Origin of the sequence: Leptolyngbya sp. FACHB-321 (genome assembly GCF_014695975.1) — a bacterium.
Taxonomy (GTDB): Bacteria; Cyanobacteriota; Cyanobacteriia; order Leptolyngbyales; family Leptolyngbyaceae; genus Stenomitos.
Genome location: NZ_JACJPI010000081.1, coordinates 168,160 through 187,172 on the forward strand (window position 1 = coordinate 168,160; position 19,013 = coordinate 187,172).

16 protein-coding genes are annotated in these 19,013 nt (G+C 51.4%); 8 read left to right on the top strand and 8 right to left on the bottom strand.

Annotated features, from left to right (window positions below):
- The first annotated feature begins 46 nt into the window (after positions 1-46).
- Complete coding sequence (locus H6F76_RS24180) at positions 47-2,422, top strand: hypothetical protein (protein ID WP_190512093.1); 2,376 nt, start codon at positions 47-49, stop codon at positions 2,420-2,422.
- A 49-nt stretch (positions 2,423-2,471) separates the two neighbouring features.
- On the opposite strand, the gene H6F76_RS24185 is transcribed toward H6F76_RS24180, so the two are convergent.
- The 7 genes from H6F76_RS24185 to H6F76_RS24215 all read right to left on the bottom strand — a co-directional run bounded on the left by H6F76_RS24185 (position 2,472) and on the right by H6F76_RS24215 (position 11,389).
- Positions 2,472-3,026 carry a hypothetical protein gene (locus tag H6F76_RS24185; protein WP_242036828.1) on the bottom strand — a complete coding sequence of 185 codons (555 nt, stop codon included), beginning with the start codon at positions 3,024-3,026 and terminating at the stop codon, positions 2,472-2,474.
- A 64-nt stretch (positions 3,027-3,090) separates the two neighbouring features.
- Positions 3,091-3,798: a hypothetical protein gene (locus tag H6F76_RS24190; protein WP_190512095.1), complete on the bottom strand. Its 708-nt coding sequence runs from the start codon at positions 3,796-3,798 to the stop codon at positions 3,091-3,093.
- Between the two features lie 158 nt (positions 3,799-3,956).
- Positions 3,957-5,006, bottom strand: coding sequence for a fatty acid desaturase (locus H6F76_RS24195; RefSeq protein WP_190512098.1), 1,050 nt, complete (start codon positions 5,004-5,006; stop codon positions 3,957-3,959).
- A 406-nt stretch (positions 5,007-5,412) separates the two neighbouring features.
- Positions 5,413-6,414: a methionyl-tRNA formyltransferase gene (fmt, locus tag H6F76_RS24200; protein WP_190512099.1), complete on the bottom strand. Its 1,002-nt coding sequence runs from the start codon at positions 6,412-6,414 to the stop codon at positions 5,413-5,415.
- Between the two features lie 106 nt (positions 6,415-6,520).
- Positions 6,521-7,969, bottom strand: a complete 1,449-nt coding sequence (locus H6F76_RS24205; protein WP_190512101.1) for a DUF4335 domain-containing protein — start codon at positions 7,967-7,969, stop codon at positions 6,521-6,523.
- Positions 7,966-8,586 carry a DUF3038 domain-containing protein gene (locus H6F76_RS24210; RefSeq protein ID WP_190512104.1) on the bottom strand — a complete coding sequence of 207 codons (621 nt, stop codon included), beginning with the start codon at positions 8,584-8,586 and terminating at the stop codon, positions 7,966-7,968. The genes H6F76_RS24205 and H6F76_RS24210 overlap by 4 nt, the downstream gene beginning before the upstream one ends.
- Before the next feature lie 535 nt (positions 8,587-9,121).
- Positions 9,122-11,389 (bottom strand): GAF domain-containing protein, encoded by a 2,268-nt coding sequence (locus H6F76_RS24215; protein ID WP_190512106.1) that lies wholly within the window; start codon positions 11,387-11,389, stop codon positions 9,122-9,124.
- 323 nt (positions 11,390-11,712) lie between these two features.
- On the opposite strand from H6F76_RS24215, the gene psbP reads away from it, so the two are divergent.
- The 6 genes from psbP (at position 11,713) to H6F76_RS24245 (ending at position 16,899) form a co-directional block, all read left to right on the top strand.
- Positions 11,713-12,252 carry a photosystem II reaction center PsbP gene (gene psbP, locus H6F76_RS24220; protein WP_190453900.1) on the top strand — a complete coding sequence of 180 codons (540 nt, stop codon included), beginning with the start codon at positions 11,713-11,715 and terminating at the stop codon, positions 12,250-12,252.
- 91 nt (positions 12,253-12,343) lie between these two features.
- Positions 12,344-13,168 (top strand): alpha/beta hydrolase, encoded by an 825-nt coding sequence (locus H6F76_RS24225; protein WP_190512108.1) that lies wholly within the window; start codon positions 12,344-12,346, stop codon positions 13,166-13,168.
- A 109-nt stretch (positions 13,169-13,277) separates the two neighbouring features.
- Complete coding sequence (locus tag H6F76_RS24230; RefSeq protein WP_190512336.1) at positions 13,278-13,919, top strand: nucleoside triphosphate pyrophosphatase; 642 nt, start codon at positions 13,278-13,280, stop codon at positions 13,917-13,919.
- 325 nt (positions 13,920-14,244) lie between these two features.
- The gene (locus H6F76_RS24235) at positions 14,245-15,351 is read left to right on the top strand and encodes a serine/threonine-protein kinase (RefSeq protein WP_190512110.1); all 1,107 of its coding nucleotides are present in this window, start codon (positions 14,245-14,247) and stop codon (positions 15,349-15,351) included.
- 124 nt (positions 15,352-15,475) lie between these two features.
- Positions 15,476-16,051 carry a sigma-70 family RNA polymerase sigma factor gene (locus H6F76_RS24240; protein ID WP_190512113.1) on the top strand — a complete coding sequence of 192 codons (576 nt, stop codon included), beginning with the start codon at positions 15,476-15,478 and terminating at the stop codon, positions 16,049-16,051.
- 29 nt (positions 16,052-16,080) lie between these two features.
- Complete coding sequence (locus H6F76_RS24245; protein ID WP_190512115.1) at positions 16,081-16,899, top strand: anti-sigma factor; 819 nt, start codon at positions 16,081-16,083, stop codon at positions 16,897-16,899.
- Between the two features lie 115 nt (positions 16,900-17,014).
- Here H6F76_RS24245 and H6F76_RS24250 read toward each other — a convergent pair whose 3' ends face one another.
- Positions 17,015-18,208 (bottom strand): alpha/beta hydrolase, encoded by a 1,194-nt coding sequence (locus H6F76_RS24250; RefSeq protein WP_190512117.1) that lies wholly within the window; start codon positions 18,206-18,208, stop codon positions 17,015-17,017.
- Between the two features lie 140 nt (positions 18,209-18,348).
- Between H6F76_RS24250 and H6F76_RS24255 the strand changes: the two genes are divergently transcribed.
- Positions 18,349-18,993 (top strand): hypothetical protein, encoded by a 645-nt coding sequence (locus tag H6F76_RS24255; protein ID WP_190512119.1) that lies wholly within the window; start codon positions 18,349-18,351, stop codon positions 18,991-18,993.
- Positions 18,994-19,013 lie beyond the last annotated feature (20 nt).

A 19,013-nucleotide genomic window follows, 5' to 3' on the forward strand; every position in this document is an offset into this window, starting at 1 on the left:
ATCTACCAGCATTGTTTCAGGCTGTTTTGGCAGAGGCTGTTTTGGCATGACCATGAACCCACGCGATCGCGCCCTTAAGCACCCCAAAACAGGCAAAAGCTTTAAGCCAGTGCCTCCTGTAGTGCCGCAGGTTGTGCCACCCTCGAAACAGAAGCGCTTGAGACGTGCGTTGCCTGGGATGTCTTCTTGGTCAGCGCTCGTTATCATTGTGCTGGCTGCGGGTGGGCTTGCAAGCGCGGGTTGGCTCGGAGGTCAGCTCATTGTCGATCCGCAGACGCTTTTGTGGGTCAATCGCTTTCTGCCAGATTGGATTCCGATTCCCGTAACGGGGTTAAAGCCGCCTCAGACGATGGAGGCAATTCAGAAAGAGCTTACCCAGGCAGGACGCATGCTTGGCGAACCGATCCAGTTGGGTAAGAACATTAGCTTTCTTGACCACAAAACGACTGTTTCTGACGTGCTACTGCCTGTGCTGGCGCGGCGATCGAACTGTCAGAGTAACTGCGAACAAATTGTGCAACTGCGGGTATACCAGACTATACCTGGAACGCAGCGTGAGCAAACCTTTCAGTTGTTAGAGCAGCAGGCGATCGTGGGACCGGATGAAACGTTTGTGCTAACACCGCTGATCAATACTGGTGATGAGAATCAAGGTTCAACGCGCTCATTGCCGCTGATGACGTTAAATCGGTTTGAGGGTAAGGTGCCAACTCAGGGCATTTGGTTAAATCTGAGCGGGCGTTGGCTGCGGGGCGATAGCACGATCGCCTATGGACAAGTGCTGCACTACAACCCCAGTCGGTTTCATCTGCATCAAATGCTGGAATGGAGCAGCCCTGTAGGGCAAGAACCCGTTTGGCAAGAAATGTTTGGTGGCGGTTCGCCGGAGTTGGTTCTCGATCAAACAGTGGGTATGGAGCCTCAGTTTCAAATCTATCAGGTTAAACCGCGTAACTTTTTACCCAGCCCGCTTCAGCTAGAGTCACTTTCTTTACTAGAGCCAGCGATCGACGATCATGCTTACGAACAGGGCTTAGTGCTGGCTCGCAGTGGGCTATGGTCAACTGGCTTACAGTGGTTAGAATCGGTACGTAGTAAAAGAGGTCGATGGTCAGACGCTGCACAAGCACAACAAAAGCTAATACAACTGCACGCGCAGGCAACGCAGACGCAAGCGAATAAATCCTGGGCAAGCCCTGGTCAGCAGGTGCTAGCGAATCTGGTTGATGGGCGTTGGCGGCGAGCGCTAACGGTTTTTACTGCCAATGCTGAAAACAGCTTGGAAACTGCCGCCGTGCTCAAAGCCGATTCTGGGCGTTTGCAAAATCGAGTTGATGCGACACTACGCGTCAGCCCAGCGCAAGCCGAGGCAAGAAGTTGGGGCGCGTTGCTCATTGCCGCACAACAGGGGAGTAATGCCGCGATCGCCTGGTTAAAAAAACAGCCAAAAATGACCAGCCAGGAGAGAAGCCGCATCACAGCTCTCATCCAGCGCTTGGAGCCATCAGCAGCTGAAGACACGGCAGCAATAACTTTTTCACCAGGACAAATTGTGGGTGTGGCAGAAACCTTGACCAAGATCAACGCCGCTACCTGGTTGAAGCCAAAGCAAGCAGAGGCACTCAAGCTAGGTGAACAGCAAGTATGGTATCGGGTGCAAGTAGCAGGCTTTCAAGATGGTAAGCGCTGGCGTTTGGCTGATGCTGGATTAGAACTGCCAGCCAATACGCCTGTTGATCGCCTCTGGAAATTGCTGGGTCTTGCGGCTGAGCCGCCCTTATCGATCGTCGTTTGGTTGCCCGATGGTGAGCAGCAAGTAGCGTCTGCCAGCATCAAAGCCGTTCGAGTGAATGATGGCAAGCTAGAGCTATTAGCGGCTGGAGATCCTGCTCTAGCCATTGCCAAAGCAGGTAATACAACACATCAACCGCTAGCATTTACAGATTCAGCGCTGCAATGGCAAACCCCAGAGACAATGCCACTCGCTGACCTGGTGCAGCAACAGCCAGAATGGGCAGTCGACATCATGCCTATTCTGGTACGCGAACTAAAGCGCACAGGGCTACTAGCCTCTGCAACCGCATCAACTTGGGATGCGCTGGAGCCGCTAGGTTTTGGCACGCTCCCAGTGCAGCTAGCGACACTAACTGGGGGCAAACTGCCTGACATTATACTCACCGTTGAGCCTGAAGCCCTGACTGATTCAACCGAACGTAAAGCGCCTAAGCAACGAGTTAGACCCCGAACCCTTATTTTCTCAGCTACAGGCAAATTGTTGTATAGCGAAAGCTCTAGCGAAGCAGACCTAACCTATTTGGCGATCGCTAGCCTGGGCAGCAGTGGCGACAGCGCGATCGTCGCTAGCGGGACCAGCAACTATAGCCTGTTGCGCTGGTCTGCTAAACGTCAACGCTTTGAGTAAAAGGCTTAGGGCTGAAGGCTAAAAGCTAGAAATAACTTTTGGCTTGCCATCACCGTCTACCCAATGCTTCACGCAACCTGACTTTGTAGGTGATGTAAAAAGGCACCTGATAATGTTCCGCTAGCAACCAGGCTACAAACGTCAAGTGAGCGGCAAAGGTCAGACCAATCCAAACGGAGGGAAACCATGCCCAGGCGCTACCTTGTAGCGGTGGAAAGGTGTGAGAAGGTAACCAAATAAGCGCCGGTGGTAACAACACAAGCGCCACACCAACTAACCAGATAACAATGGTGAGATCCGTATCTAGTTGATTCGCCGCTTTCCAGTTATGCCCGTTCCAGCGCCACGTCATGGGCTGGGAGCTGTCTTCTACATGAATCGACTGCTCTAACAAATTTGCAGTAAAAATATGGCGGCAGAAATCGCACGCAAAGGCATCCATTAAGGTCAACGCTGTAATTTGCCCATGGCGGCAAACGGGGCAAATGTAGGTTTCCTGATAATTCAGGCTGCGTCGATCAAGTGCCCGTTGCAGTTCTCGGTTAGAGAATGCTGCTAATTTACCACCATCGGCTGCATGGCGTTGGTTACTCAGTCCTGGCATCAGAGCGCTCCATGATGGGGGCATTAACCTGTTCCCCTTCACTTGAGTTTAGATCACCAGCCCATTACTTGCTGGCAAGACGATCGCTACCGCCACCGATCGCTCGCGTAATCTCCACGCCGTTCTGTTGCAAAACTACGATTGGATCAGAGCCAGCAGTTGCTACAATCCGCTTCACCAAGACCTGTCCGTTTGCTAGATAGCTGCCTGGATGTACATAGCGACTGGTTTGAGCCTCTGGCTCTTTAACAATCACACTCCATTTGCTGCCAACTTTAACGACACCGCTGATCTCAATGGTATCTGCAAGCGAAGTAGGAGAGACGGGTACTGATGGTAACGATGGTAACGATGTCGGCGGTAATGAGGTTCCGTTAAGAGGCACTGTTGCAAGCGGCGGCGTCTTGAACGTTGGTAGCCTATTTTGAGTCGGTGCAGGTAACGGGCTAGGCAACGCGACCGCTGGCTTGTTGGTAGAGATAAGTTTGATGGGCGCAGTGGCGATCGCAGCAAACGGATCAGTCCGTCCTGTAACGATCGTTGGTACACGCATACGGGCATTTGTCGGCGTAATTAAGCCCGGTACCGAAGGCACTGGAATCACCGCCATTGGGCTGACCACAGGCTTCGGAAAATTTTGCGATTTGTTAGCAGACAGCGACACTACGCCATCAACCGGTGACGGTGGCGTTGCTTGCTCGCTTTTGGGAGCACCAGAGCAAGCCGCTAACAGCAGCACAGAACCCAAACTGATTAGCGATCGTGCGCGCATTCCTGATTCTTCCTCTCGCTAAGACTATGAATCAGGATAACGCCACTCAGCAAGAATGATTCACCTTGTTTGAAAAAAAAATTCTTGGGAAGTCAAAGAAAAGGAGTTTTGAGTCAGAATTGACTCAAAACTCCTCAAGAACTCAAAGCTTTTAGCCTTTAGCCTTTTAACTGATGGTGTGCCTTAAACGATTGGTAGCACTCCTCAGCATGATACAAGTGACACTGATCAGTAATCGTCTTCATCAACGACCAGGAAAACCGAGATTCGTAAAGATGCGCGCCCCAATTTGCTCGCAGGCTTTCGTGTGCCATGCGAAGGTTGTACGACGGAATCGCGGTAGAAAGATGATGGGGAACATGGACGTTGATTTGATGGCACAACCATTCGACTCCTAAGGGGTAGTCGCAGTGAACGGTTCCAGCAAGCTGTGCTTTCGCTGCGTGCCACTGTTCAGGTTCCTGAAAATCAATGTCAGGGGCAGTGTGGTGTACCAGCGTAAAGGTGCTCATCCAGAAATGGTAGACAAGCCAGGGCATCAACCAAAATTTGACCAGACCGACAAAGCCAAGCGTAGCGATTAACAACGGAAAGGCGATCGCTGCAAACCCAACAACAACGGCAACCGAAAGCTTGATTTTATTGCGATCTTTCGCTTCGACTCTGGATGGGTCGAAGTGCATGATAGCCCAGTGAACGATCGAAGCCAGCCACCAAAGCCGTCCGCGCATTCCTTGATAGGCTTGTTGGATCAGCTTGGGCATCCCGTCATACAGTTCGGGGCGGAACGGCTGCCATGCATTATCCACATCCATCTTGTTTGTGTGGTTGTGGTGTAGGTTATGCAAAAGGCGCCAGCTATGAAACGGATAAATCAGCGGCAGCATGAAGATGTGTCCCACCAAGTCGTTCACCCAACGCCGCTTGGCAAATGATCGATGTCCGCAGTCATGAGCAATCACAAAAAAGCCTGTCAGCGCTGTGCCAGTAAATATCCAGGCAAGCGGCAGCAAAAACCAGGGCGCGATCGCGATACTTGCGTAACCTAAACCAACCATCAGCACATTAACAATTACAGCCGTCCAAGCTTTCTTCATGTCTTTCTGAAAGCATTCTTTCGGCAAAGTCTTGAGAATGTCCTTCAGGCGTAGGGCGGGGCTCAAGGTGGCGGCTGTAAGGCTTTTGGGGCGTACGATCGATACAGTCATGAATAACTTCTTTTTTCCAGATGTAGGTTGTTGAGCAAAAAGGCATGAAAAAACCTGCTACAGACCAGCAGTAAGCAGGCAACGCGTCGTTACGAATGTTGTAGCAGACAACACAAAAAATAGAAGGGGACGATCACAGTCTGCATCTAGCGACAGTATGATTTAGTAACAAACCTCAACATTTATATCATACCCGCCGCTTAGTATGCCCGCTCCCGCTTTTAGCAAATAACCGATGATCTCTCTACTGCTTTCATCATTATTTACATGATTAGTAGCTAGAGCAGCCTTCGTAACTGTAGCTTGCTTCTCATGCGGTAGCTAAAGGCTGACAGCCCTAATACCAGAAATCAGACCTTCTGACTGTCCTTCCAACCTTTACTAAACATCCCTTATCCTTCATCCTTCATCCTCCTTTCTCGAACACCTCTCCAACTGCTAACCGAGTACCGTTGGCAAAGTCCCAGCCAGACTGCGGGCGCTTGCCAGGTAACTGCACGGTTCGCAGCAGCAAGACACCATCACCCGTTTGGACGATCGCGCCTTCTCCTTTAAGGATGCCGACCACTTCACCAGGTTGCGCTGCTTCCGAAGGGTTTGACCAGGCTTGGGCGATCGCGCTCAATTGTGAGGGCAGTTGTGTCTCAAAGGCTTCACTAAGGGGCGCGGTTGCGACGATTTTGATGGCTTCATCGCGAAAGGTGGCGCTACAGGAAGGGAAAAAGCCTCGAATTTGGTTATGAAGGGCGATCGCACTGCGTGACCAGTCCAGCCAATAGTTATCTTTTTTGATCAGCGGTGCGTAGGTTGCCTGAGACTCATCCTGTGTCATGGGCTGAATTGCTCGCTGATCAAGCTGAAGCAGGGTTTCTGGAAGCAGATCTGCGCCAATGTGTGCCAACCGTGTTGCCAGATCTTCAAAGTTGTCTAGCAGTGCGATCGGTGTGCGGGCTTCTAGCAGCATGGGTCCTGTATCCATGCCAGCGTCCATGAGCATGGTTGTGATGCCAGTCTCTGCTTCACCGTGGTACAAACTCCATTGAATGGGAGCGGCACCGCGATACCGTGGCAGTATTGAGCCGTGAGCGTTGACGCAGCCAAGACGAGGCAGGTCGAGAATCGCCTGAGAGAGAATCTGTCCATAAGCAACGACGACAAACGCATCTGCCTGGGCGTTTTTCAGATAATCTAAGGTCGCCTCATCTTTTTTGACACTTTTAGGCTGATACAGCGGCAGATTGTGTGATTGGGCGATCGCCTTTACTGGTGATGGGATCAGTTGACTGCCTCGCCCTCGTCGTTTGTCCGGCTGAGTCACGACTGCCAGCACGTTAAAAGCTGGATGAGACAGCAAGCGTTCCAAGCTGGGAACGGCAAAGTCAGGCGTGCCGAAGAAGATGATGTTCATATCGTTGCGGCTATAAAAGCGAGGAAACAGCAAAGCGAAACAGGCATTGCGTCAGGATTCAGTGACACTCTTGCCTGCCACGTGCTTTTACTGCCCGTCCTTTCTGCTAATCCCTCTGACCGCGCCAGGGGCTAACTTCGAGCTTACCATCCGGCTTGAAAACCACTTTGAACAGAGCGAGTGGATCTTGACCCACTCCAGTATCACCGTCTTCAGCAAGTTTTCCTAAGTTCGGCAAGGGAATTTCCTTAGCGAACTCAGCGGCAACTTCGCTATCGGGCTTATAGTCAGCGATCGTGCCGTCTCCTTTCACCCGTACGCGAAAAACAAGATCTTTTTCAAAGCTTGGCTTGTCTTTCCAGTTTTGATCGATCTGGTCGTAGAGCTTTGGTTGCAGCTCTGAAATTTGGTCAGAGTCAGTAATTTCTGTAATGCCTGTGATGGGGCTTGCCATGGCGTTTTGCCAGGGAGATACGTCAAGCACGCCGTTAGAGGTGAAAACCACTTTATACTGAGCGATCGGTTCTGACGATGGCTGTGAGCCAGCTGCCGGAATATAGAGCAGGTTCAGTAACGGCGTTTGTTGGGTGCTGGTTTCTGCAGCTGGATTGATAGGCTTGTAGCCAACAATGGCACCATCTTTAGCAACGCCAACGCGGTACTCCAGGTCTTGCGTCACAGCTGGACGATCTTTCCATGCCTGGTCAAGCTGCGTAGACAACTTCTCCTGCAACGCTTTGACTTGAGCTGGGTCAGTGATTTCCGGTGCCGCCGTCAGTGCTGCTTCTAGCTTAGTCAAATCAGGCTGGGCAGCCGTTGTTGAGTTAGGAGTCGTAGCGGCACCAGGACTGGTAGTAGGGCTAGGCGAACCACTGGCAGTCGGCGAAGGTGGCGGTGCAGCGGGTGCTGGTGAACCTGTTGTGCTGGAGGTTGTATTGGTCTTAGGCACCAGATCGTCTGGTTGGCGCACCTGAGGTGTAGGAATGAAAAAGAAGGCGATCGCTGCTAGTGCTAAACCAGAAGCGCCGATCGCAGCCGGTATGGCTTGTTTGGCAACCGGTTCGCTGCGACGGACGTAGCGTTTGGCAAGAGGCGCAACCTGAAAAGTTAAATCCGGTAAGGTCTGGGTATCTGCAAAGAACTGATCTACCGCTTCCACCAAATCAAACAACTGCACTGTAGTCAGGTCAACCTGCCGGGTGAGATGGGTAGCGATGCCAGAACCTGGATCGGCATCAGGTGGTAACACGCTCAACCGATGATGGTTATCATCCAGACGCTGTAACTGCACAAGCTGCGACGTGGTCTGAGGTGACTTGAAGGTACGAATGCCGCTCAACAGCTCTTGAGCATAAAGGCTGACAGCAGCAGTTAAACTTTCAAAAAACTCGCGTCCGCCGGACAACGGTTTTTCTTCCCCTACCAGATGGAACTCGGCGCTTGTCAGCTTGGACATAAGGGGACGTGCTTCTGTTTGGTTGGCGACAACCATATCGCCCCATCCTTCCAGTACCAGAGTGCAGTTAGGCAAACTATATTGACGCTGAATACTCATGCCACTTCTCCATCAAACAGGCTTGCCCAAAAGCGCTGCATCCCATGTGTGCCCGTGCAAAAGAGCAGTTGAGTCAGCAGATTGAGTGCCAGTTCATCTAATTTTTCGTCGGAGTTATAGGCAGCCACGATCGCCCGTTTGGGGTTCATGCGCGATCGAAAATGGGCGCGAAACCGCTCCAGATACTCACTAAGCCGAAAGTGGTGTTCCATAGAGAGCTGCTTATCGCTGAGTTGTTGGTATGCCAGCAAGAGCTGCCGAATGAGCACCGTCAGCCGCCGTGCCAGATAGCAACCTACCATTACTAAGGCTTTTGCTTCTGTCAGGGTTAGGGGACGACGCTGGCTGTAGCGCCGCAGTGGGTTTGTACTACGTAACCGCCATAGCGACACTCGATTTTTGATAATACTTTGAAGCTCCAACTCATTTGCCACAATCAGAATCGCTTCTGACCCGCTCAAGTCTAGCGCTTCGATCGCCAGCAGCAGCAAATCAATCTCTAGCCTGGCACGTCTGGGGCAGGCTTCATCCGCGAGCGCTGGGGTTGGCAGGCTCTCAAGAATCAAAGGCGTTGCGGGCGGACTATTTAACTGCATTACACTCACGGAAACATCCATTCCAACTGGCTTAGGTAGTGAATTGAACGCAGCCGCCGACGCTGGCACTGGCTCAACGCAGCAACGCTGGTTCTAGCACTCATGCACGTTCTGACTTTTACTTGTCTGGCTTAATATTCAGCCACATCTTAGCGAAATCAGGATCGTCAAAGCGAACAACCGAACAACAGACAGGGTTTTGGAGAAGTGCGATCGCGCTCTAAAGCGTTATTACACTATCCAGACCATGCGATCTTATAGTGTACGCTTTCCCTGCCTTTTGATACATCACGCTTGAGATTTGTCGAAAGTTCCCAAAGCAGAGGCAGGGGACGGAAGCATAAAGGCTAAAGGAGAAAGGCTAAAGGATAAATCGAAGCCCTTGCTTAAAGGACGTCTCAAGGTTGATGTCTGTCCTAACATTCTCTTCGACTCCTATACCAAAGCGTTCTCCCTTACTTTTCCCCCTTCCCTTTTTCCCCGCTTCCCTTTTTCCCCGCTTCCCTTTTTCCCCGCTTCACTCTTTTACTCCTTCACTCTTCCACCCCTTCACCCTCTAACTACCAATGCCATTCGTCGGCAGTTCAACAATAAATGTGGTCAGCCCTGCCTTGCTTGTGACCCGGATGCTTCCCCCTAGCGTTTCAACGAGCTTTTTTGTTAAGGCAAGTCCTAGACCTGTACCGCCGTGCTTCCAGGGATCATTGTTGGGGATGCGGTAGAACTTCTCAAAGACGCGATCGCGATCACTAGCGGCAATTTCAATGCCCGTATTGCTGATCTCAAACCGCACGTTCGTTGACTCTACGGCGACAACGATAGCAATCTGTCCATGAGCAGGTGTGTACTTACAGGCATTGCTAAGTAGTTCTGTGATAATGCGCTCCAGGTAGGATTGGTCTGTCGTTAGGGGCGCAAGTGTAGTGGGAATAACGACTTCCAGGTGTTGTTGTTGACTGTTAATGCGCTCGCTAAAGGGTTTGACAATATTGGGTAGCCAGCTTTGGAGGGACAGTGCTGTTAGAAAGAGCGGTTCTGTAGCCATTTCTAAACGGGAGAGGTCAAGCAGGTCATTGATGAGCTTAATTTCGCGCTGGCACTCACTATTTAAAATTTGAAAATACCGTGGCAGCGAACCGGCATCAGCATCCAGAAGCTTGTCACGACGCAGCACGATTTCTAACATCTGCGCTGCCATTTTGATGTTTGCCATCGGCGTTCGCAGTTCGTGAGAGACGGTGCTGAGAAAGTCGTCTTTGAGGCGATTGAGCTTTTCTAACGCTTCAACCTGCGCCTGTGATGCTTGATAGAGACGCGCTTGCCGCAGGGCGATCGCGCATTGATTTGCCACCTGCTGCACTAGCCGAATATCTTGCTCGGCGAAGATGCGCTCATTATTGCTGACTAGCCAGAGATCGCCTAATACACCCTGATCATCCAGAATGGGGCAAGCAAACATTGCTGACCTGCCCCGCTCTGAGTTTGGCAGAAGCGAACAAAACTGAAAGTACTGTCCCTGCAAGAGCTGACCGTACCCTTCCTTGAAGTTGTCCATCTGCACGATCCGTCCCTGAATAGGCGCTACGGACGTAGTGTATTCATAGCGAACAGTAGAGGTGCGCTGCGTCAGATCGTAGAGGGCAGCATTACAGCTTCTGACCTTAATCGCGCCTGCTAATTCCCGTACTGCTGTTTGCAAAATTTGGTCTTCGTCGAGACTATCGCGGACGCGATCAGCAATGCGTTTTAATGTTGCTTCAAAATTAAATGCCAGTTGCAGTTGAGCCGTCCGTGTCTGGACCTGTTGCTCTAGTTCAGCATTAAGGCGCTGCACTTCTTGATATAACTCTGATTGCTGGATGGCAATACTGACCTGGGCAGCTAACTGTTTGAGCAAATCTGTTTCCCAGGTTTGCCAGTGGCGGGGTTCGCTACAGTGGTGAGCAATCAGCAATCCCCAGAGTTCATCGTTCTGCAAGATTGGCACCACTAACTCAGCATTCACTTGAAAGCTGGCGAGCATTTCGGCGTAGCAGGATGACTGGTGGTACTCGGTACGGATATTGGAGACGGCGCGCGTGTGCCCATCTCGGTATTTGCAGACGTACGATTCTGCAAAGCAGGGATCTACAATATTTTCGCCTTGAATTGATTTCCAGTCAGTACCGACCGATTCTACGAGGACGATTCCACTCCAGTCAGATTCAAAGCGAAAAAACAGGACTCGATCGGTTTGCAAGAGTCGTCGCACTTCTGTCACAGTTGTCTTTAACACATGAGACAGGTCAAGGTGGCGGCGAATTTCTTGCACGATCGCGGCAACTAAACGTTCTCGTTCTGTCTGTTGCCAAAGCGTTTCTTCTGCCTGTTGTCGCTGCGTAATATCGGTAGTGGTGCCAACGTAACCGCTAAGTGTGCCATCTGAGTCATAGTTGGCTACCACCTGCACGAAGACCCAAACGGTGCTATTTGATCGCTGAAAGCGGTAGCGCGACTGAAAGCACTCTAACGGTACACTCTGCGTTGCCTGCTGCCATTCGGTCGTAACCCGTTCGCGATCGTCCGGGTGAATAGTTTGTAGCCAATCAGAGCCATGGGCTACCGTAACGCCCGTAATTTCACACCAGCGCTGATTAACATACGTTATTTGCCCCTCCCCTGTAGTGCGAAAGATACCTACAGGGGAAGCATGATCCAGCAAACTAAGCCACTCCTCATTAGGTTTCAGTGGCGTAGCAGCGTGAGTTACGCGAGGCTCTAAATCAGTTGGGTTAGGCTCTCTATCATTCAAAATCTGTACATTAAGTTCGATGATGGTAGGCAATTAATGAGTCTGCTTGTATCGTTAAGCATCTGTTACGTTACCTAATGTGCCCTAAATTACTTTCTTTAATTCGTTATTTGTTGCGTGCACCTCAGGTATCGATTTCATCACCGCATAAAATTTGAGTGATTCTCTGTCGGCACTCTATTGATTGACCCCAGCTAGAGGTAGGTGCCTACTGATTGGTCTAAAGCTCGCCCTAGGTCTAAAGGCAGAGGCTAAGTGCTAGTAAAGCGCCGCAGAAGTGAGAGAATAGGTCAAAGTCAGCGCGGGGCGATCGCTGCCCTTGCTGCCTACAAGACGGCTAAGGGGAAATAGAACTGATGCTTAAACGAATTCTAGCGATACTTCTGGTGGTAGTCAGCCTCAGTTTGCAAGGATGTGTGACACCGACTGCTGGCTTAAATATCTATACGGATACTATAGATGGCTACAAGTTTCTCTATCCTAACGGTTGGCTACCAGTCAGCGTTACAAGCGGACCTGATGTAGTGTTTCATGACATTGTGGAGCAAACCGAGAATGTGAGCGTTGTCATTAATCCAGTGACTGACAAGAAGACGCTAGCTGATTTGGGTAGCCCTGGCGAAGTGGGTTACCAATTGGGCAAAAGCGCGATCGCTCCACCTAATTCTGGGCGCAAAGCCGAACTGGTGAATGCCGAAGCCCGCACCGTTGGCACTAAGCTCTATTACCTGCTGGAATACGCTGTTAAAGTTGGCGATCGCGAACGCCATAATCTCGCAAGTGTGGCAATTAGCCGGGGCAAACTCTACACTTTTAATGCCTCTACACCAGAAGCCCGCTGGGCTAAAATGCAACCGTTGTTAGAACGGACGGTCAAGTCATTCTCAGTGGATTAATAAAACAGGAAATTAATAGAACACGAAGCTCATTCAAGACAAACGAGCACCCAAGTCCACGCTCTCTACCCATGTAAAAGGAGGCTAGCGGATGAGTACGCTCACAACGCAGGATGGTACACAGATCTACTACAAGGATTGGGGTACAGGGCAGCCTATTGTCTTTAGCCACGGTTGGCCCCTTAATGCGGATAGTTGGGAAGCTCAAATGTTTTTCCTGGCATCCCACGGTTACCGCTGCATTGCTCATGATCGGCGTGGACACGGGCGATCGAGCCAGCCCTGGAACGGCAACGAGATGGACACCTATGCTGATGACCTCGCAACGCTCATTGAAACACTGGATCTAACGGATGCTATCCTGATCGGCTTCTCTACAGGTGGTGGTGAAGTTACCCGCTATATTGGTCGTCACGGTACAGCACGGGTTGCCAAAGCGGCGCTAATCTCTGCTGTCCCGCCGTTGATGCTTAAAACGGCGGCTAATCCTGATGGGCTACCAATTGATGTGTTTGATGGTCTTCGGGCTGCCTCGCTCACCGATCGCTCGCAGCTCTACAAAGATCTCGCCAGCGGACCGTTCTTTGGCTTCAACCGTCCGGGTGCCAACGTTTCGCAGGGCATGATCGACTGGTTCTGGCTTCAAGGGATGCAGTCTGGACATAAGAATGCGCTCGATTCGATCAAAGCCTTCTCTGAGACAGACTTCACCGAGGATCTCAAAAAATTCGATGTGCCAACGCTGATCCTTCATGGTGACGACGATCAAATTGTGCCGATCGGTGCGGCGGCTCTTGCCTCAGCGAAACTTGTCAACAACGCAACATTGAAGGTCTATCCAGGTGCGCCTCACGGCTTAACTGATACGCATAAAGAACAACTTAATACCGACCTGCTGGCATTTCTCCAGACCTGAAACGGTTTTGCCAGCTAAGGATTTTTGACAGGTGGAGGGAAGTAAACCCCAACTTGGGGGCAAAGCGTCCTACCTCCTTCTTACAAGTAATGAGGGCTATTTATCTTCGATGGGCGTACCACAGTTTATTCTTGCATCTGCGTCTTCGGCACGGTTACGGCTGTTGCGAAGTGTTGGCATTGAGCCGATCGTCTGCCCTAGTGCGTTTGATGAGTCTCAAGTGCAACTGTCTGACCCCGCAGCACTAGTGCAAGCGTTAGCGCTCAACAAAGCAACTACTGTCGCGACCCAGCTCGATCGTCATGCCTCTGTCGATCGCCTGGTTCTAGGGTGTGATTCTGTACTGGCAGTGAATGGCGAGATTCACGGTAAACCCGCTGGCACCGAAGAGGCGATTGAACGCTGGCAACAAATGCGCGGTCAGGTGGGTCGCCTTTACACGGGACACGCTTTACTCGTGATCCCGCCGACACCCCACACTCCAAGCCCTACACCGCTCGTCCGTTGTCAGATTACCCAAGTTTATTTTGCAACTGTGAGCGATCGTCAAATTGCTGCCTATGCTGCAACTGGTGAACCGCTCCACTGCGCTGGAGCCTTTGCACTGGAGGGTAAAGGCGGTTTGTTTGTCGAAAAAATTGATGGTTGCCACAGCAACGTCATTGGTTTGAGTCTCCCGCTGCTACGGCAAATGCTGGACGATCGGGGCTATGATGTAACCGCTTTTTGGTCGATCGATCCGCAGAGGTAATCGATAAGGGAGACGCATTAAAAACGTCCTGTTAAGAACCCCGGCGGCATTGCCCAGAGTTTAAAGATTTCGTTCATGCCCCCAGGTTTATTCTTACACTGAGGACAGATTGGTAACTGAACCTATCCTTACTTGAACTGGTTTTTAGGCGAAGGCTTGATTGGACGATAGACTCCACGATGATCGCGCTTTCAGTTCCAGTCAGCTACCCCTTACCGCTTCTACCGACTCTGCTTTTTCTACCAACTCTTGCATCTACCGTTGTCGGCTTACTGGTATAAATGCTACAAGCCGATCGAAATGTACGTAATCATTTGGCTCTCTGATGAATCGTTCAGTGACTGATCTATCAAACTTTCGTGCTGATGTGCACGAGCAAACGCGCTTGGGGCAGCTGTGCGGGACAGAGCAGCGCTTTTTCGATCGCTATGAAATTCTCAAAATTCTTGGTCGGGGTGGTTTTGGCATCACCTTTTTGGCGAAAGATGTCTTTCTGCCCGGTCAACCACTTTGCGTCATCAAGCAACTTTGCCCAAAAGTGAATGATGCTGCTGCGCTACAACAAGCACGCAAACGCTTTGAGCAAGAAGCTGCCACGTTAGCTAAGCTCGGCAATCACGCCCAAATTCCTCATCTGCTGAACTACTTTGAAACGGCTGGTGAGTTTTACCTGGTGCAGGAATATATTCGAGGCTATACGCTGACAAAGCTGGTCAAGCGCCACGGACCCTTCTCTGAGACTGGGGTAAAGCAGTTTTTGCGCGAATTTTTACCGTTGCTGCAATATGTACATAACAACCGCGTTATCCATCGCGACATCAAGCCACCGAACTTGATTCGCTGCCGCGATGATGGTCGGCTGGTGCTGATTGATTTTGGCGCTGTGAAGGAACATATTGTGCAGGGCAGCGATGCCAGTGCAAAGCCAATTACCACGCAGTTTGTGGGCACGGTTGGGTTTGCGCCACCCGAGCAGCTTGCGTCTCGTCCCATTTACTCAAGCGATTTGTATGCAGTAGGCGTTACCTGCCTCTATCTTTTGTCGGGCAAGCCGCCGCTAGAGTTTGACTATGATTTTTTGACTGGGGATGTACGCTGGAGTGACCATATTTCGGTGAGCGATCACTTCGGTACGGTGTTGAGTAAGCTGCTGCGGGTTTCGCCCCAAGAGCGGTTTCAGTCGGTCGGCGAGGTAATTCGATCGCTCGAGTTAGAGCCATACTTTGACAACCTTGTGCATTGTATGAATATTAAGCCCAAGCCCTTTTTGACTGCTAGCTCTAGCGAACCGGAGGCGGAGGGCTACATTTCGCCAACGACGCGCACAGCGATGGCAATTCGAGACTGGCAAGCCAAACTGAAGGCAAGACGGGTGCGCGATCGCCTCTACCAGCCTCAAGTTACTTACAGTGGTTCGGGCTACTTCCAGTAAGCAAATCGATCAGCAAAACCGGACGCGTTGCCACTTATGGTTAAATGGCATCATGCCTGTTCTTGCGTTTAAACGAAAGACCTTGCCTCAACTGCAAGTGAATGTAGAATGTCATGACCTCTGAATGGTGACCGAACCACCCTCACATGAAGCTGCGCTGCTGATTCGAGTTGCTCAGCGCGACCAGGCGGCACTGTCAGAACTGTACGATCGTTACGCGCGAGTGCTTTACGCCGTTGCTTTCAAAAGTTTGAGATCCGCAGAAGAAAGCGAAGAAGTTGTTTTAGATGTCTTCGCTCAAGTCTGGCGTACTGCTGATCGGTATGACGTTGGCAAAGCACGCGTCGATACCTGGCTATTTATGATGACCCGCAGCCGTGTCCTCGATCGCTTACGTACTTTGCAGCGTGTAACTAAAGTTACGGTCGCCTCAGAGAATTTTGCAGAGATCCAAACCCCCACTCCTGGCGTAGATCCCCTTGAAAACGTCCTGATCTCAGAGCGCCGCGATCGAGTGTTAGCCGCCCTCAGCCAACTTCCCGAAGCGCAACGTCAGGTTATCGAACTCGCTTACTACAAAGGACTCACCCAATCAGAGATTGCAGCGCAAACGAACCTTTCCCTGGGCACAGTTAAAACTCGCATTCGATTAGGTTTAAGTAAGTTGCGGGTTGTCCTCGGTAACTGGGAGCCAAGCTAGGATAGGAATCTAGACCATTTATTAACGTAATGAACGCTGAAGACCGCTGTTTCTGTGAGCTGGCTCCGCTGTATGCGCTCGATCTGCTTAACGACGACGATCGTCACTGGGTGGAGGCGCAGGCGATCGAGTATCCAGAGCTGGCAGCAGAACTGGCAGAGCATCAGTTGACTGTGAATGTGTTACCTTATGCTCTTCCGGCGGCATCAATAGCGGCTGACCTTAAGGGGCGGTTGTTTCAACGGTTAGCACAGGAGCCGCCCGCAGCAGTAGAAACACCGTCACCACTGCCACTGTCGGTATCCGCTCTGCCCGATCGATCGCGCTCCAATGATCGGACTGCCACTGCTGCTCCTGTACCTGTAACGGTTCGCCGCTATCGCCGTACTGTAATTTGGTTCCAAGCGGCTGGTGCGATCGCCGCTCTAGCTGCGATCGCGCTTTTGGCAGACAACTTTCGTCTTCGCCAAACGCTTCAGGCTGATCAGGCGATCGTTGCCACACTTCAGCAACCCGATAGCGTAATCTACTCGCTCAAGGGCACTGAAAACGCTGCGCAAGCCTCCGGTAGCCTGGTTGTAAACCCCGGAGATCAGACTGCTATCGTACTGGTGCAAAATCTGCCCGCCTTGCCAGTTGGTCAAGCCTATCGTCTTTGGGCAGTTGCCAAAGGGGCAACCAAACCTGCCTATTGTGGGCAGTTCAACAATCATCGCACTGGTACGGCACGCTGGTCGTTACCAGAAGGCGTTTGTAGTGCCAGTGTGCCGCAAATGCTGATTACAGCTGAATCCGCAACCGCTCCTCCAGTGCCACAAGGAACATTGGTAATGAAGAGTAAGGGGTAAGGAGTGAGGGGTGAGGGGGGGAAGAGGTGAAGAGTAAGGGGATGAAGGGTTTTTTAGTTCATTCTGCCTTCTGCCTTCTGCCTTTTGCCTTTCTCCTTCTCCCTCCTGCCCTTCTTTACCGCAATGTCCAGGCTAGAAAGCGTTCGGTGTAGTAAAGTGCTAGCTGATTGCTCACGCCATTGAACACTTTGTCAAAAGCGTGTTCTGCCCAGGGAATTTCGAGCCAGACTGCACGGCTACCTGTTGCCTGTAGACGATCGTAGAGCGATCGCCCAAACTTCGCCTGCACCAAATGATCGCGTCCACCATAGACAAGCAGTGATGTAGGCAAAGGCTTGTTGATTAGCTCTGAGGGCGATGCCTGTCGGTATAAGGCTGGAAATTGTTCAGGGCTACCACCGAGCAGAGCCTTCAGTACGGCGCGACTATTGATTGGGTCAGGGTTGGGTAAATCATAGTAGCCCTTCGTCAGGTCAACGGGTCCGTAGTAATTGACGACAGCTCGAATAGCAATGCTGCTAGGTTGATATGCCGCCAGCATTGCCAGATGCGCTCCTGCCGATCGCCCCATTAACGCCAACCGTGTCACATCTACTTCTAACGCTTCAGCGTGCTGCTGGATGTATGTGAGCGCCGATCGCACATCCTCAAGCTGTGCCGGGAAGGGGTAGCGCGGTGCATGACGGTAATCAATCGCCACCACTGTATAGCCCCGCGCTGCCATATAACGGCTAAACGGCGCATCATCATTGGGGCTACCGCGCTGCCATGCACCACCGTAGATGGCTACGATCGTTGGATGTTTGCCAACCTGGGGCGGATGATAGACCGTCAGCGTTAACGGCTCTCCATTCGGTGCAGCGAACTGTATGCCTGCTGTTGTGCGTACTGGCTGCTCTGGAATCCCCAGGAATGCGTCACGCAGCACAAACGGCTTGGGACGCATCTGAGCTTGGAACGTGGGGGCAATTTGCGCTAGATAATTGGTTCCGAGCGCGGCTTGCATACTGGCTTCTGCTCGCTGATTGGCAGCCGGAAACTGGCTCAACGGTAAGGTACTGATGACCAGGCTAAAAAGACTACAGGCAAGCACAATCCGTTGCCAGCGCTTACGAACAAACCGTAAGGCGAGTAGAACCGCGATCGCATTAGCCCCCATTAACCAGGGGCTTACCTCTGGCGCACCCACGCCCAACGGCAACAGTGCAAACGTGGGCGCAGGCACAACAATCCAGGCAGTGAGAAAAAAAGCCACTCCACCAATGAGCAGCGTTAACCCTTCCAGCAAGGCGTTAAACAGGTTGGGCATTTAAGACGGCTCAGTAGGGTGCTAATGCGACCAATTTTGGCTTAAAACGAGTGGTTGAGTTGATCTTGTGTAGTGGTTTTACAGATACCGCTCTCACTTTGGCGCTAAAATTCTGTCGCTCAGCAGATTGATGTAGAGTCATGTCCTCTTTCAGGTTGTGGTGGCGCATGGACAAAGCAAGCGATCGCACAAAAGGTCTTTTTAAGAACGTTACAGTAGCTGCTCTTTGGTGGCTGGCAAGCGGGTCAGCGATCGCGGTTGCTGCCCCAGCAGATGTGTTTATGCCACACCTCGATCGCATCCGTCAGAACCTACCGCCGAACGTTGTTATGCGCCTGCCCTCACAGATTCGGCTGAGTTATCCCGCTGATGAAGAGTTTATTCAAACCTTAGCAGTGCGAATTAGTACGTCAGATTCGCCACCGCGCATTACGGTTGGTCTATTTAGCTGTGAAGATGATTCGCCTTTTTGCCGCATTGGCACTTTTTCGGCAGTCAATACGGCGATTGCTCAAGCGCAGCAAGACTACCAGAAACACATGGCGGCTGCCGCTCCAATCCAGCTTGCCAGGACAATTCGCGGCTATTTGCTCATGGGTACTGCCAAACAACCACCCTCTGAGTTTTCATCCATTATGTGGCAACAAGATGGGATGTTTTATACCGTCAGCCTTGCTAACCCAGAGCGCCAAAATATGCTCTACATGGCAGTCTATATGGCAAATGAGGCTCCCTTTACCAATAACACCGCTTTGAGAAAAGCACCGCTCAAGTCAGCACCCTGAAAAAGACTGCGAGGCAATCG